This window comes from Paramicrobacterium humi, assembly GCF_900105715.1.
GTDB lineage: Bacteria > Actinomycetota > Actinomycetes > Actinomycetales > Microbacteriaceae > Paramicrobacterium > Paramicrobacterium humi.
In genome coordinates this window covers 2277815-2291436 of record NZ_FNRY01000001.1, presented here as the reverse complement: position 1 = coordinate 2291436, position 13622 = coordinate 2277815, and the positions used below count along the sequence as shown (strand labels likewise).

Genomic DNA, 13622 nt, shown 5'->3' with positions numbered 1-13622 from the left:
CCAAGCTTGCGATGCGCGGTGCGTCACCGAAAAGACGTAGCAGCTCCCAGAGCACTTGATGCTCAACGCCGCTCAGATGGGATTCCTCCAGATCGGAGGATGCGGCCCCGCTCCGTTCCACCCGATGCACCGGGCGGGCGCGCTTCATGCCGGACGGTCATGTGGACGGCAGCCCGCAGGAATGTTACGGCTGGCAAACATTGCTACCGTGTTCGGTTTATTTAACATAGACCCCATGTTAGATTTAGGTACCGTCAGTAAGTAGGTGACAGGTAATCCGAACAGAGTTTGAGGGGGAGCATGCAGATTCAGAAACCGTCTGACCTCGCGCGCATCGTGAAGACACGAAGACAGGCGCAGCATCTCACCCAGCAAGAAATCGCGGACGCCGTCGGAACTACCCGACAATCGATAGCCCGGATCGAGCGCGGTCACGGCGGTGCGTCATTCGACACCGTGCTCCGCATCCTCGAGAAGCTAGATATTCGGCTCGAGGCCACTGCGAAACCCCGACGTCAGCAAGCCGGCTCGATCTCAGGCGGTGACAGGATCCAGAAGATCATCTTCGATGCTCTGGACGCTGGACGAAACACCTCCACCCTCGCCGCAGCCGCCGCAGAAGCAACCCGAGAGATCGACACCTCCGCCCTCGCCGCAGCCGCCGCAGAAGCAACCCGAGAGATCGACACCTCCGCCCTCGCCGCAGCCGCCGCAGCAGCAACCCGAGAGATCGACACCTCCGCGCTCGCGGCAGCCGCTAACCGGAAAGTCGACATCTCCGCCTTCGCCGCAGCTGCCGCAGCAGCAACCCGAGAGATCGACGCCTCTGCCCTGATCGCTGGGTGGCGGACCGCCCTCAACGATCTGACTCATCGCGTTCAGGAAACCGCCGCACGAACTGGATCCGATATCGGTGTAGAGGAGGCGCGCAAAGCTCTCCTGAGTGCGGCGATTGAGGCTGGAGACCCGGATCGCGAGGTCCTGACAACCGACAGGCGCCGTCGCGCGAACGACAACCTAGATGGACCACACAGTGGTTAGTGCACTCGATGTCTATCTGTATGGTCGTCGGGTAGCAACGATCACGCGGCGCGGGGGCAACTTGCGGTTGCGCTACCTGCCCTGTTATGTGGAGAGCGCGCAGCCGGTTCCGATTTCAGTTCAGCTCCCTGTAGTTGCGAACGTCGCCCCGGCCGAGACGACTAGGCGTTTCATGGAGAATCTCCTCCCAGACCGACCAGACGTCAAGTCTCGCTGGGCTCGAGAAGCCAAGCTCACCAGCGACAGCGCATTCGATCTTCTGTCCGTGTACGGTGCTGACGTTGCCGGAGCGCTTGAGTTCTACCCCGCAGGTGTTGGCCCGCGAAGCGAAGCAGAGTACTCGCTCGTGACTGACAAGATGGTCGCTGCCCGAGTCCGCCAGATCCGTGCGGACGACTCGGACTGGTTGGAACGCCGCCCTGTTGAGGAGGGATTTTCTCTCGGCGGTGCACAGGGCAAGTTCGCCCTGGCGCGCCGGGAGGGCCGGTGGTTCGAGCCAACTGGGCAACATCCGTCCACCCACATTTTCAAACCGGGCGTCCATACGCTCGACGGATCCGATGTCACTGAGCACATCACGCTGCAAGTGGCGCGCAAGCTCGGGCTGATCGTGGCTGACACTGAGATTGGCGTCTTCGACGGCGAGCACGTCCTCATCGTCAAACGCTTTGATCGCGTGTTCGTCGATGGTCGCAGCATCCGCTTGCACCAAGAGGATCTCGCCCAAGCAACTGGCACGTCCTACCTGAACAAGTACGAACGGGATGGCGGACCAAGCTACCAGGACATCTTCGCCGTCTTCGACCGAGACCTCGCTCCAACCGCGGCCAGAGTTGCGAAACAGCGCTTCGCCGAGTGCCTCGTGTTCTCCTGGATCATCGGGCACAACGATGGGCACTCGAAGAACTACTCACTCACGCACGCACACGATCAGTCGTATCTGTCGCCGTTCTACGACCTCAACTCGGCCCTCCCGTTTGAACTGCCTGATGTGGTCCGCGCCAAGAACTACAGGGCATATGACGCGGTCAAATTGGCCTTCGCAATCGATGGGGCATCAACAATTGGCGAGGTGGGGCCTGACAGTCTCCGCACTCTGGAACGCGACGCCGAGGTCCCGAGCGGACACCTTGACGACTTCGCTCTTCACATTGCGACGAACCTACAGGCGGCCCTCGCCAACACGATCGGCATGCTGCCACAACCGCTCCGCGAGCTTCCTGCTGTCCTGCTGTATCCGTACGCGACCTACGCCCAGACGCTGCGAGTGCTAGACGTGCTGGGCGGCACATGAAGCGCGTTCGGAGCAACGCCTCTGTCTTGCCCGGAATGTTCCCGAAGGGCACCGTCCTGCAACCTGGGTTGTATGGGCCGCCACGAGTCGTTGAGCAGTAAGAGTAGGAGCAGCCCGCCCGCGCGGATCTGCCCGACGAAGGGTCCTCAAGATGGTCGAGAGTATCCAGGGCACCAGCCACGAGATCGTGCTCGCGGGTCCGCCCGGCACGGACAAGATGTTTGTAGCCCGACACTTGCCCGCCTACCTTCTCGGCCGGTCAGGCTAGGTCAAGAACAATGCACAGGTTGAGGCCGTGCAATTCCATCCGACATACGGCTACGAGGAGTTCGTCGAAGGACTTCGACCGACGGTCCGAACCACAGAAGCTTTCGAATTCGCGCCTGGCTCAGGCACCACCGTCCCACTCGCGGACGCGATCTCAGAGAATGGACAGCCTCGGGCTGTTAATCATCGACGAGATTAATCGAGCGAACCTGCCTCGAGCCTTCGGGGATCTGTACTATTTGCTCGAATGTCGTGATCAAGAGGTACGCGTGATGTACCCCGAGAGGTTCTTGCTGGCGGAGCATCCCGTCGGAGTTCTAGGAATGCGGTCAAATAGTCGCTTCGGTGTGCCAGGCCAGAAAGACATCCCAGGTCAGAGGACATGACAAGGTGCCCCTGGAGGGACTCGAACCCCCAACCGTTTGCTTAGGACGCAACTGCTCTTCCATTGAGCTACAGAGGCTGGCCGCGAGACAGTCTATCGTCTCGGCTGCGTCATGCAGCGACGGCGGGAGCGAGGTACTGCTCCCACGCAGGCACCGTGCGTTCGAGCCCCCGCACGGCCCAGCTGGGGCCGAACGGCATGCGCGGCGTGACGCCCAGCCGCCAGCCCATTTCCGCGGGCGTGCGGTTTCCCTTCACGCTGTTGCAGCGCAAGCAGCAGGCGACGAGGTTCTCCCAGCTGTCCTCCCCGCCACGCGAGCGCGGCACGACATGGTCGATGGTGGATGCCGCCTGGCCACAGTAGCCGCAGCGGTGCGCGTCCCGGCGTAACACTCCCCGCCGGGTGACGGGAACGAGACGGCCGTATGGGATCTTGACGTACCTCGTGAGCACGATCACGCTCGGCCGGTCGAAGCGCACGCCGATGCCCCACACGGGGTCGTCCTCGACGATCTCGACAATCGTCGCCTTCCCGTTCAGAACGAGCGCGAGCGCTCGACGGAACGTGACTACAGCGAGCGGTTCGAATCCCGCGTTCAATACCAGTGTGCGCATCGCGCGTCCTCTCGAAGTGCCGTTTGGCTTTCCGGTTTCGACTTGCACCGGCGCGGATCCGAGGTTCAGGTTGTCAGGAAACACGAAAGGCACTGCCGTTTCGGCAGTGCCTTTTCACGACCACGCAACGGTCGATTCCGCTGACATGACAATGCTCGGAATGGTCTCGAGTGTCCATGGTGTGGACACCGGGTATTCCGATCGTCATCTCCTGCACCTCCAAGTGCACCAGAGCTACAGATTAACCCACGAACGGCGTGCCGCGGTGCGCGGGCACGCCGTTCGTGGGGATGTCACCGGATGTTCACGGCTGCATCCGCAGATCAGAAGCGGACGATGTAGTAGTCGCTCGTCCACAGCGCGCGGATGCTGACGTGGCCGCCGGGCTTCGGCGCGTCGAGGATCATTCCGTTCCCCGCGTAGAAGCCGTCGTGCCCGTTCATGATCACGACGTCGCCCGGCTGCGCCTCGGCGGCGGAGATCCGCGTGCCCGCGGCCGCCTGGCCTGTGACGGAGTGCGGCAGCGAGACGCCGAACTGCGAGTACACGTACATGACGAAGCCCGAGCAGTCAAAGCCGGCGGGCGTCGCGCCGCCGTACACGTAGGGAACGCCCTGGTACGTCTTCGCCTTCGCGAACACGGCCGCGAGGTTCACGTCAGCGTGCGGCGCGTTCGCGAGGTTGTCGGCCGCGGTGGGGCCGCTGTACGAGGCGTACTTCGCGGCGTTCGCCTCACGCTCGGCCTTCGCCTTCGCCGCAGCCGCGGCGTCGAGCTCGCCTTGCGATGTCGCCGAGTAGCTTGCCCTCTCCATGGTTTCCGGGGCGGCGTCGGCGCTCACGTTCAGCGACTGCGATGCGGCGGCCTCGCTCGGGGCCGCGTCGTCGAACAGCGGGGCCGCCTGGCTCGCCGGCGCGAACGAGCCGGGAAGCGCGAACATGCCGAACAGGGCCGGAACGACGATCATCATCACGATCGTGGAGCGCCAGCGCTGCCACAGGCTGCGCTCGGTGGCGACCTTCGACGAGGCGGGAGCCGTTCGCGCTGGCGGCCGCGTGGTCGCGCGACGGGGCGTCGCGACGGCGGGCGTGCGGTGCTGCGCGTGGCGTCGGGAGCGCCGGGTCAGCGGTGTGCCGTCGGCTGCTGTGGGAGTGAGAGGGGTGGTGTGGGGGCTTTCTGAGGGGGTGTTGACCACAGGGTTTCTCCGCGCCCTTCCCAGCGGGGGTGCTGGCTCGTTCGCGCTGATCGACTCAGGCGTTCAGACGACAGGGGAACGAGGAAGACAGGGCGCCCTGCGGCTGTGGCCGACGCGATCTCTCGTCGTCGGACCCAGACGACCTTACGTGACCAGACTCAAAATGTCACATTTCGGCAACGTTCTGCTCACGAATCGGTAACGACCGATCGGATGCCGCTACGGCTTCGCGACGTAGAGGTGCGTGGCCACTTCGCTCGGCAGTTCGATGCCGTCGCCGAAGCCGTCCATCTGCACCGTCACATACGAGCCGTTGAGGGAGAACACTCCGTCGTTGCCCGGAAGCACGCCGGCCTGCTTGAGCTGCGCGAGCAGATCGGGGTCGAGCTGTGCGGCCTCGGCGAGCCGGCGGATCGTGGCCCGCACGGCGCCGTCGCTGCTGCGCACGAGCTCGACGAGGTTGACCACGCCCTCCGAGAATGCGGTGCCCGCCTCTTCGCCGAACTCATCGAGACCGGGGATCGGGGTTCCGTACGGCGACTCGGTGGGGTGCCCGAGGATGTCGAGGAGCTTGCGCTCGACCTGCTCGCTCATCACGTGCTCCCAGCGGCAGGCCTCTTCGTGCACGTACTCCCACTCGAGACCGATGACGTCGCTGAGCAGTCGCTCGGCGAGGCGGTGCTTGCGCTTCACATGGACGGCCTTGCGGCGACCCTCGACGGTGAGCTCGAGGTGCCTGTCGTCGGAGACGACGACGAGACCGTCGCGCTCCATCCGCGCGACCGTCTGAGACACAGTGGGGCCCGAGTGACCCAGACGCTCGGAGATCCGCGCGCGGAGCGGGACGATGCCCTCCTCCTCCAGATCGTGGATCGTCCGCAGGTACATCTCGGTTGTGTCAATCAGGTCGGTCATCGACGCCTCCCCCGGCCAAGCTTTTCGTTTCACCGTAACCCTATCCGTAACGTCTGCGAGGCCACGTACCGCCGCCGCCTAGAATCGGTTCATGCCTGAGATCGTCATCCCTCCTGCCCTGCTTCCCGCCGACGGCCGCTTCGGCTGCGGCCCGTCGAAGATCCGTCCGGAGCAGATCGAGAAGCTGGCGGCGGCCGGCCTCGATCTGCTCGGCACGTCGCACCGCAAGTCGCCCGTCAAGAACCTCGTCGGCAGCGTCCGCGAGGGCGTCGGCGAGCTCTTCTCGATTCCCGAGGGCTACGAGGTGCTGCTCGGCAACGGCGGTTCGACAGCGTTCTGGGATGCCGCGGCGTTCGGTCTCATCGAGAAGCGCGCGCAGAACCTCGTGTTCGGCGAGTTCGGCGGCAAGTTCGCGAAGGCCGCGGCCGCGCCGTGGCTCGAGGCTCCCGACGTTCGCTCCGCGGAGCCGGGCTCCCGCGCCGAGCCCGAGGCCGTCGCGGGCGTCGACGTGTACGCGTGGCCGCAGAACGAGACGTCGACGGGCGTCATGGCGCCCGTTCGCCGAGTGCACGGCGACGAGGGCGCTCTCACGGTCATCGACGCCACGAGCGGGGCGGGCGGCCTCGCTCTCGACGCGTCGCAGGCGGACGTCTACTATTTCGCTCCGCAGAAGAACTTCGGCTCGGACGGCGGCCTGTGGCTCGCCCTGTTCTCCCCCGCCGCGATCGAGCGGGTCGAGCGCCTTGCGGCATCCGATCGCTACATCCCCGAGTTCCTGAGTCTCAAGAACGCCGTCGACAACTCGCGCCTCAACCAGACTCTCAACACGCCTGCGCTGGCGACGCTGCACCTGCTCGACAGCCAGGTGCGGTGGATCAATGAGAACGGCGGCCTCGACTGGGCCGCGGCGCGAACGGCGAGCTCGTCGGCGGCCCTGTACGAGTGGGCGGAGTCCGTGGACTACGCGCGACCCTTCGTCGAGAACCCCGAGTACCGCTCGAACGTCGTCGTCACGATCGACTTCGATGACGACGTGGATGCCGCTGCCGTCTCGTCCGCGCTGCGGGCCAACGGCGTCGTCGACACCGAGCCGTACCGCAAGCTCGGGCGCAATCAGCTGCGCATCGCGACGTTCGTGTCGATCGAGCCCGACGACGTTCGCGCGCTCATCCGGTCGATCGAGTACGTCGTCGACGCCTTGTGACGGTCAGCCGCTGACACGAGCGAGCGCCCGGTTCCGTGCAGGAACCGGGCGCTCGCTCGTGAGATCAGTGCTCGTCGGAGTCGTCGTCGTCCGAGTCCTCGTCGGAGTCCTCGTCCGAATCGTCGTCGTCCGAGTCGTCATGATCGGAGTCGTCCAGCTCGTCGACGTCGACGCCATCGAGGTCGCCCGCGTGCAGGAGCGAGTTCTCGCTCTCGTCGTCGTCCTCATCCTCGTCGTCCTCGTCGTCGGACTCGGCGGCCTCGCGCGCGGCCTCCTGCTGCTGCGCGCGGTATTCCGCGAGCCGCTCCGACCACGGCACCCAGTCCGGAGCGAGAAGCGCGCCGTCGCCGGGCATGAGCTCGGTCTCGAGAATGGTGGGCTCGCCGTCCTCGACGCGCGCGAGAGAGACCGTCCAGAGCCAGCCGGGGTAGCCGTCGAGTCGGTTCTCGAACAGCAGCGAGAGCGCATGATCGCCCTCGACGATGTGACCGGCGGGCTCGCCGATCGAGTCGGCCGAGGTGATCTCCAGAAGCGCTTCGCGCGCCACATCGACGGCAGCGAGCAGCACCTCGTCGGCGACCGCCGGCGCCGCGGGGACCACCGTCGCGTCGGGGTTCGCCGACGTGTCGAGCGACTCGGCCGTCTCGGCGACGCCCTTCGTGATCTCGGCGTTCAGTTCAGTGTTGTCGGGTTCAGGCATCGAGTTCATCCGCTACGCGGCGAAGCACCGCCGCCACCTTTCGTGCGTGGGAGTTGTCGGGGTAGTGCCCCTTGCGCAGCGTGCCGCTCACGCCGTCGAGCAGCTTCATGAGGTCTTCCACGATGACAACCATGTCGTCAGCGGGCTTGCGGCTCATGCGCACCATGCTGTGCGGCTGGTCGAGCACGCGCACCGAGAGCGCCTGGGCGCCCTTCTTGCCCTGAGCGACGCCGAACTCGAGCCGTGCCCCGCTGCGCAGCGACGTCACGCCAGCCGGCAGGGCCGACGCGTGCAGGAACACCTGCTCTCCGTCGTCGCTCGTGATGAAGCCGAAGCCCTTGTCCTCGTCGTAGAACTTGACCTTGCCGGTAGGCATGGAAAACCTCGCTGTGGAAATGAGACGCTGCGCGCCTGGTTCGTGCGTCGGCGGCTGCGCGGCCGACGAGCGGGCTTCTCCCGCTTCCTCCATCGTATTCGGTGAAGACTGGCAGTGGCCTATCCTTGACAGGGTGAGTGCCCCTCGTTCCGAATCCTCCGGCGTCCTCGAGCGCGTCCTCGCCTACGGGCTCCTCGTCGTCGTCGCCCTGTCCGTCGCGAGCTTCTTCGCCATCATGATCGGCACCTGGAACGGAATGCAGCAGGCCGACTTCGCGAAGGGGCTCTGGCCCGTGGTGACCATGGCGCCGTACGCCGGCCTCCCGCTCGCCGTGCTCATGCTCGTCGCTCTCGTGCTCATCAGCGGTTCCAAGCGCAAGCGCTCGAACCAGCGCCGCTGACCCGGAGGCGACATGACGGACGCGCTGCTTCTCGCCACCCACCTTCGCGCGCTCGACGACGCCGCCATCGAATCGCTCCTGCGCGCTCGCGCCGTCGACGACGACCCGCGGCTGACCGACCTCTTCGACGTCGCGGAGCGTCTGCTCGAGCCCGCCGGCATCGAGCAGGCGCTGCTCCGGCTCGACCGGCCGACGCTGCTCGCGCTCTCGGCCGCGGCCGACATCGGAAACGAGCACTCCCTCGACGAGCTCTCCTCCTTCATCGAGGCGCGCTCGCACGGTGAGCACGCCGTGACGGCTGCGGTGGAGCGCCTCGCTGTCGCTGCCGCGCGCGGCCTCATCGTCGCGGGCGAGCGCATTCACCCGCTCGAGGCGGTCGGCGACGCGCTCGAGGCGCTCCGCGCGGACGGGTTGCCGTCGACCGCGGAGCTCGCCGAGCACCCGCCCACGCTCCTCAGCGTCGTCGACGCCGAGCCGAGCGACGCTCTCGACGGTCTCGCCGGGGAGCGCGCCTTCACGACGACGGCCGCTGTCGGCGAAATCCTCACGTCCCTCCTGCACGCTCCCGCGCGGGAGCTCGGCCGCGGCGGCCTTGCGCTTCCCGACGTGAAGCGGCTGTCGGCCGCGACGGGGCATCCGCTCGGAGAGGTGGAGCCGCTGCTCGCACTCGCCGACGGCGCCGAACTCGCCGCCCTCGACGATCGCAGCTGGAAGGCGACGCGTGCGGGCGCGGACTGGCTCGACCTGTCGACGATCGATCGCTGGCGGGTGCTCGCCGGGTCCTGGCTCGCGCAGCTTCCGCCCGACATTCACGCTCTGCTCGCGAGCCGAGCACACGCGACGTGGGGCGAGGCGCTTCGCGCCTACGTCGCATGGTGGTTCCCCGCCCACGACAGCACGCTCGACCGGCGCGTCGACGCCGCCGCGGAGCGCGCCGCGCTGCTCGGCCTCGTCGCCCGCGAGTCCCTCTCGCACGCCGGGCGGCTGCTGCTCGAGGGCGATGCGGATGCCGCGGCCGAGCGCGTACGGGCGACGCTGCCAAGCGAGGTCAGCCAGGTGTACCTGCAGGACGACCTCACGATCATCTCCCCCGGCCCGCTGCTGCCGCGCCGCGACGCGCGGCTGCGTCTCATGGCCGATGTGGAGTCGCGCTCCCAGGCCTCGACCTACCGCTTCTCACGCGCGAGCATCGACCGCGCCCTCGGCGCGGGAGAGGACGCCGCGAGCATCAAGGCCTTTCTCGAAGACCTCTCACTGACCGGGATGCCGCAGCCGCTGCGCTACCTCATCGACGACGTCGCCGCGCACCACGGACTGCTTCGCGTGCGCGCCGCTCACGATGACGCCGTCGCCGGTGCGCGAAGCAGCATCCGCTCGATCGACGACGCGCTTCTCGACACGCTCACGGTCGACCAGGCGCTCGCTCCCCTCGGGCTGCGTCGCGCCGGCGAAGGACGGCTGGTCAGCCGGTTCCCGCGCGAAATGGTGTTCGGCGCGCTGCAGGACGCACGCTACCCGGTGTCGGCGGAGGACGAGAACGGGGCGCTCGTGAACATCACAAGGCACCAGCTCACCGAGCCGCATCGCACGGCGGCGCCGTCGCTCACGGAGTTCATCGCGCGACTGCGTGCGGCGACAGCGGGGACGCCCGAGCGGCCCGACGAGGCGTGGCTGTCGCGCCAGCTCGACGTCGCCGTGCGCAAGCGCCGCACCGTCGTCGTGACGGTCGCGATGCCGAACGGCAGCACGCAGGATCTCACTCTCGAGCCGACGGGCATCGGCGGCGGGCGCTTGCGGGGACGCGACGCCGCGGCGGACGTCGAACGCACCCTCCCGCTCTCGAGCATCACGGCGGTGCGCCGCGCGGAACGCTGACCGGCTCGCTCCCAGGCGCCGCCGCTAGGCTGGACTGCTATGTCTGACGGCCCTCTCATCGTGCAAAGCGACCGCACCGTGCTGCTCGAGGTCGCGCATCCGAGTGCGGAAGAGGCGCGCCACGAGCTCGCCGTCTTCGCCGAGCTCGAGCGCGCCCCCGAGCACGTGCACACCTACCGGATCACGCGGCTCGGCCTGTGGAACGCGCGCGCTGCCGGCCACCGTGCGGAGGACATGCTCGCGACGCTCGAGAAGTACTCGAAGTTCCCCGTGCCGCAGAGCGTCTCGACGGACATCGCCGACACCGTGTCCCGCTACGGCCGGCTCGTCATCGAGCGCGACGAGGAGGGCGCGCTCGTTCTCTCGTCCACGGATGTGGCCGTGCTCACGGAAGTGTCGCGCTCGAAGCGGATCAGTCCGCTGCTCATCGGCGCGCCCGCTCCGAACAGCCGGCTGATCCAGCCGTGGGCGCGCGGCCAAGTCAAGCAAGAGCTCGTCAAGCTCGGCTGGCCCGCCGAGGACCTCGCCGGATACACGCCGGGAACGCCGCACGAGATCGACCTCGACGAGTCGGGCTGGGCCATGCGCGACTACCAGTCGAAGGCGGTCGACAATTTCTTCACCGGCGGCTCCGGCGTCGTCGTGCTGCCGTGCGGGGCGGGCAAGACCCTCGTGGGCGCCGGCGCGATGGCGACGGCGAAGTCCACGACGCTCATTCTCGTCACCAACACGATCTCGGCCAGGCAGTGGCGCGACGAGCTGCTGAAGCGCACGACGCTCACGGAGGAGGAGATCGGCGAGTACTCCGGCCAGGTCAAGGAGATCAAGCCCGTCACGATCGCGACGTACCAGATCCTCACCTCCCGCCGGAAGGGCGAGTACGCGCACCTCTCGCTTCTCGACGCGAAGGACTGGGGCCTCGTCGTCTACGACGAGGTGCACTTGCTGCCCGCGCCCGTGTTCAAGCTCACCGCCGACCTGCAGGCCAGGAGGCGCCTCGGCCTCACGGCGACGCTCGTGCGCGAGGACGGCCGTGCGGGCGACGTGTTCAGCCTCATCGGACCCAAGCGGTTCGACGCGCCGTGGAAGGAGATCGAGTCGCAGGGCTACATCTCCCCCGCCGACTGCTTCGAAGTGCGCGTCGACATGTCGCAGGACGACCGGCTCGAGTACGCGGCCTCCGCGGACAGCGAGCGGTACCGGCTCGCCGCGACGACGCCGGCGAAGACCGACGTCGTGAAGCAGCTCATCGCCCGGCACCCCGAGGAGCGCATCCTCGTGATCGGGCAGTACCTCGACCAGCTCGACGAGCTCGCGGCGGTTCTCGACGCGCCGAAGCTCACGGGCGAGACGCCCGTCGACGAGCGCGAGCGGCTCTACCAGGCGTTCCGCGACGGCACCGAGAAGGTGCTCGTGGTCTCGAAGGTCGCGAACTTCTCCGTCGACCTGCCCGAGGCGACGGTGGCGATCCAGGTGTCGGGCTCGTTCGGCTCCCGCCAGGAAGAGGCGCAGCGCCTCGGCCGGCTGCTGCGTCCCAAGCAGTCCGGGCTCACGGCGAACTTCTACACGATCGTCGCCCGGGACTCGCTCGACCAGGACTTCGCGCAGAACCGGCAGCGGTTCCTCTCGGAGCAGGGCTACAGCTACACGATCCTCGACGCGCACGAGCTCGCGGCGTAGTCCGGCTCAGGCGCGCACGTAGCGCAACAGCAGCGTGCCGTCGCCCTCGATGACGTGCCCGAGGCGCATGCTGTGCCGCAGCTCGTCGACGCCGGCGATGATGCGCGGTGCGAAGCCGCCCGCGATCATGGGGCTCAGGGTCAGGCACAGCTCGTCGACCGCGTCGGCCTCGGCCATGGCGCCGAACAGGTGCGGGCCGCCCTCGGAGTGCATCTGGGTGAGGCCGCGCTCGGCGAGCGCCGCCTTGAGGGCGGTCCCCTCGACGCGGTCCCGTCCGCACACGAGCACGTCGGCGACCTCGGCGAGGCGCCGCCGGCGCTCCGGGTCGGCCGTCTCGCACGTCGCCACGATCGGCCGGACGGGCGCGTCCTGGAAGATGCGGTCGTCGGCGTCGAGGTCGAGCCGCGCGGAGACGATGGCGAACACCGGCTGGGCGGGAAGCCCTCGCGCGACGCGCTGCTCGGCGGCATCCACTCGCATGGGGCCGTAGCCTTCGGCTCGCACGGTTCCCGCGCCGACGATGACGACGTCGGCGAGGGTGCGCAACGTGTCAAAGACGCGCTTGTCGGCGTCGGTGCCGAGGCCGCCGGAGAGCCCGCCGACGGTGACGGCGCCGTCGAGGCTCGAGACGAAGTTCATGCGCAGCCACGGCTCGCTGCGGTCGGCGACCTCGTACCAGTCCGCGACTCCCGCGTCGTCCTCGGCCGTCGCCGCGGGCAGCGGCCACACGCGCGTGAGCTCAGTCATTGCGCTCCCCCATGTTGTGCCGCTGGTAGGCGGGCTCCCGCAGCCCGAGGATCGCCTCCGTCATGCGCACGGCCGCGACCGATTCGCGCACGTTGTGCATGCGCACGATGCGCGCGCCCTGCGCGATGCACAGCGCGGCCGCGACGAGCGAGCCCTCGACACGCTCCTCGCGGGCGGCGTCGAGGCTCTCGCCAATGAAGTCCTTGTTCGACACGGCGACGAGGGTCGGGTAGCCGAGGTCCACGATGCGGCCGAGACGGCGCGTGAGCTCGAGGCTGTGCATTGTGTTCTTGTTGAGGTCGTGGCCCGGGTCGACGACGATGCGCTCGGGCGGGATGCCGGCGGCGAGCGCGCTCTCGACCCGCTCGGCGAGGAACGCGGCGACCTCCCCCGCGACGTCGTCGTAGTGCGGTCGCGGGTACGGCGTGCGCGGCACGGCGAGGCTGTGCGTGATGACGACGGTGGCGGCGCTGTCGGCGACGACGCGAGCGAGGTCGGGATCGCGCAGCCCCGTCGTGTCGTTTATCACGTCGGCGCCCGCGTCGATGGCGCGTCGGGCGACGCCGGCCTGGAAGGTGTCGACGGAGATGACGACATCGGATGCCGCCCGCACGGCGGCCACGACGGGCACGACGCGCTCGGCCTCCTCGTCCGCGGGAATCGGCGGCCCCGGAGCGAACGGCGCCCCGCCGATGTCGACCCAGTCGGCGCCGGCGACGACGGCGTCGAGGCACGCGTCGACGGCGCGGTCGAGGGCGAACGTGGCTCCGCGGTCGTAGAACGAGTCGGGCGTTCGGTTGACGACGGCCATGACGGCGACCTGACGGGAGAAGTCGAACTCGCGCGCCCCGATCGTGCGCACCGGCTCGCGGAGGGCCGGAAGGGGCGGGAGGTCGTGCGGGGAGCGCGAGTGCATGCTCCCATCGTGCCG

13 protein-coding genes and 1 tRNA gene are annotated in these 13622 nt (G+C 67.9%); 6 read left to right on the top strand and 8 right to left on the bottom strand.

Annotated elements, in window-relative coordinates; genetic code table 11:
* Positions 1–300 precede the first annotated feature (300 nt).
* Positions 301–1041, top strand: a complete 741-nt coding sequence (locus tag BLV49_RS11440; RefSeq protein ID WP_091184268.1) for a helix-turn-helix transcriptional regulator — start codon at positions 301–303, stop codon at positions 1039–1041.
* Complete coding sequence (locus BLV49_RS11435) at positions 1022–2335, top strand: HipA domain-containing protein (protein ID WP_091184265.1); 1314 nt, start codon at positions 1022–1024, stop codon at positions 2333–2335. Before BLV49_RS11440 ends, BLV49_RS11435 begins: the two co-directional genes overlap by 20 nt.
* Positions 2336–2993: 658 nt before the next feature.
* On the opposite strand, the gene BLV49_RS11430 is transcribed toward BLV49_RS11435, so the two are convergent.
* The 4 genes from BLV49_RS11430 to BLV49_RS11415 form a co-directional block, all read right to left on the bottom strand.
* Positions 2994–3065: transfer RNA gene (locus tag BLV49_RS11430), tRNA-Arg, on the bottom strand.
* A 32-nt stretch (positions 3066–3097) separates the two neighbouring features.
* Positions 3098–3601 (bottom strand): HNH endonuclease, encoded by a 504-nt coding sequence (locus BLV49_RS11425; RefSeq protein WP_091184261.1) that lies wholly within the window; start codon positions 3599–3601, stop codon positions 3098–3100.
* A gap of 323 nt (positions 3602–3924) precedes the next feature.
* Entirely contained in the window at positions 3925–4794 is an 870-nt protein-coding gene (locus tag BLV49_RS11420; RefSeq protein WP_218132624.1) for a C40 family peptidase, read from the bottom strand.
* Between the two features lie 219 nt (positions 4795–5013).
* Complete coding sequence (locus tag BLV49_RS11415; RefSeq protein WP_091184256.1) at positions 5014–5709, bottom strand: iron-dependent transcriptional repressor DtxR; 696 nt, start codon at positions 5707–5709, stop codon at positions 5014–5016.
* 91 nt (positions 5710–5800) lie between these two features.
* On the opposite strand from BLV49_RS11415, the gene serC reads away from it, so the two are divergent.
* Positions 5801–6913 carry a phosphoserine transaminase gene (gene serC, locus BLV49_RS11410; RefSeq protein ID WP_091184251.1) on the top strand — a complete coding sequence of 371 codons (1113 nt, stop codon included), beginning with the start codon at positions 5801–5803 and terminating at the stop codon, positions 6911–6913.
* A gap of 64 nt (positions 6914–6977) precedes the next feature.
* On the opposite strand, the gene BLV49_RS11405 is transcribed toward serC, so the two are convergent.
* Both BLV49_RS11405 and BLV49_RS11400 read right to left on the bottom strand, forming a co-directional pair.
* Positions 6978–7613, bottom strand: coding sequence for a DUF3027 domain-containing protein (locus BLV49_RS11405; protein WP_245723622.1), 636 nt, complete (start codon positions 7611–7613; stop codon positions 6978–6980).
* Positions 7606–7989 (bottom strand): cold-shock protein, encoded by a 384-nt coding sequence (locus BLV49_RS11400; protein WP_091184243.1) that lies wholly within the window; start codon positions 7987–7989, stop codon positions 7606–7608. The genes BLV49_RS11405 and BLV49_RS11400 overlap by 8 nt, the downstream gene beginning before the upstream one ends.
* A gap of 133 nt (positions 7990–8122) precedes the next feature.
* On the opposite strand from BLV49_RS11400, the gene BLV49_RS11395 reads away from it, so the two are divergent.
* From BLV49_RS11395 to BLV49_RS11385, 3 genes are read left to right on the top strand one after another with little or no spacing between them, the layout of a single operon-like run.
* Positions 8123–8389 carry a hypothetical protein gene (locus BLV49_RS11395; protein WP_091184239.1) on the top strand — a complete coding sequence of 89 codons (267 nt, stop codon included), beginning with the start codon at positions 8123–8125 and terminating at the stop codon, positions 8387–8389.
* A 12-nt stretch (positions 8390–8401) separates the two neighbouring features.
* Positions 8402–10264, top strand: coding sequence for a helicase-associated domain-containing protein (locus tag BLV49_RS11390; RefSeq protein ID WP_091184235.1), 1863 nt, complete (start codon positions 8402–8404; stop codon positions 10262–10264).
* A 39-nt stretch (positions 10265–10303) separates the two neighbouring features.
* On the top strand, positions 10304–11944 hold the full coding sequence (locus BLV49_RS11385; RefSeq protein ID WP_091184231.1) for a DNA repair helicase XPB: 1641 nt from the start codon (positions 10304–10306) through the stop codon (positions 11942–11944).
* Between the two features lie 6 nt (positions 11945–11950).
* Here the strand turns inward: BLV49_RS11385 and BLV49_RS11380 are convergent, their stop codons facing one another.
* A complete protein-coding gene (locus BLV49_RS11380) occupies positions 11951–12691 on the bottom strand; it encodes a pyrimidine reductase family protein (RefSeq protein ID WP_091184228.1) in 741 nt (246 codons plus the stop codon).
* The gene (gene folP / locus BLV49_RS11375) at positions 12684–13607 is read right to left on the bottom strand and encodes a dihydropteroate synthase (RefSeq protein ID WP_176980828.1); all 924 of its coding nucleotides are present in this window, start codon (positions 13605–13607) and stop codon (positions 12684–12686) included. Before folP ends, BLV49_RS11380 begins: the two co-directional genes overlap by 8 nt.
* Between the last annotated feature and the right edge of the window lie 15 nt (positions 13608–13622).

Coding starts and splice junctions, on each gene's coding strand:
- BLV49_RS11440 (WP_091184268.1), top strand. CDS start 301: ATGCAGATTCAGAAACCGTCTGACCTCGCGCGCATCGTGAAGACACGA.
- BLV49_RS11435 (WP_091184265.1), top strand. CDS start 1,022: ATGGACCACACAGTGGTTAGTGCACTCGATGTCTATCTGTATGGTCGT.
- BLV49_RS11425 (WP_091184261.1), bottom strand. CDS start 3,601: ATGCGCACACTGGTATTGAACGCGGGATTCGAACCGCTCGCTGTAGTC.
- BLV49_RS11415 (WP_091184256.1), bottom strand. CDS start 5,709: ATGACCGACCTGATTGACACAACCGAGATGTACCTGCGGACGATCCAC.
- serC (WP_091184251.1), top strand. CDS start 5,801: ATGCCTGAGATCGTCATCCCTCCTGCCCTGCTTCCCGCCGACGGCCGC.
- BLV49_RS11405 (WP_245723622.1), bottom strand. CDS start 7,613: ATGCCTGAACCCGACAACACTGAACTGAACGCCGAGATCACGAAGGGC.
- BLV49_RS11400 (WP_091184243.1), bottom strand. CDS start 7,989: ATGCCTACCGGCAAGGTCAAGTTCTACGACGAGGACAAGGGCTTCGGC.
- BLV49_RS11390 (WP_091184235.1), top strand. CDS start 8,402: ATGACGGACGCGCTGCTTCTCGCCACCCACCTTCGCGCGCTCGACGAC.
- BLV49_RS11385 (WP_091184231.1), top strand. CDS start 10,304: ATGTCTGACGGCCCTCTCATCGTGCAAAGCGACCGCACCGTGCTGCTC.
- BLV49_RS11380 (WP_091184228.1), bottom strand. CDS start 12,691: ATGACTGAGCTCACGCGCGTGTGGCCGCTGCCCGCGGCGACGGCCGAG.
- folP (WP_176980828.1), bottom strand. CDS start 13,607: ATGCACTCGCGCTCCCCGCACGACCTCCCGCCCCTTCCGGCCCTCCGC.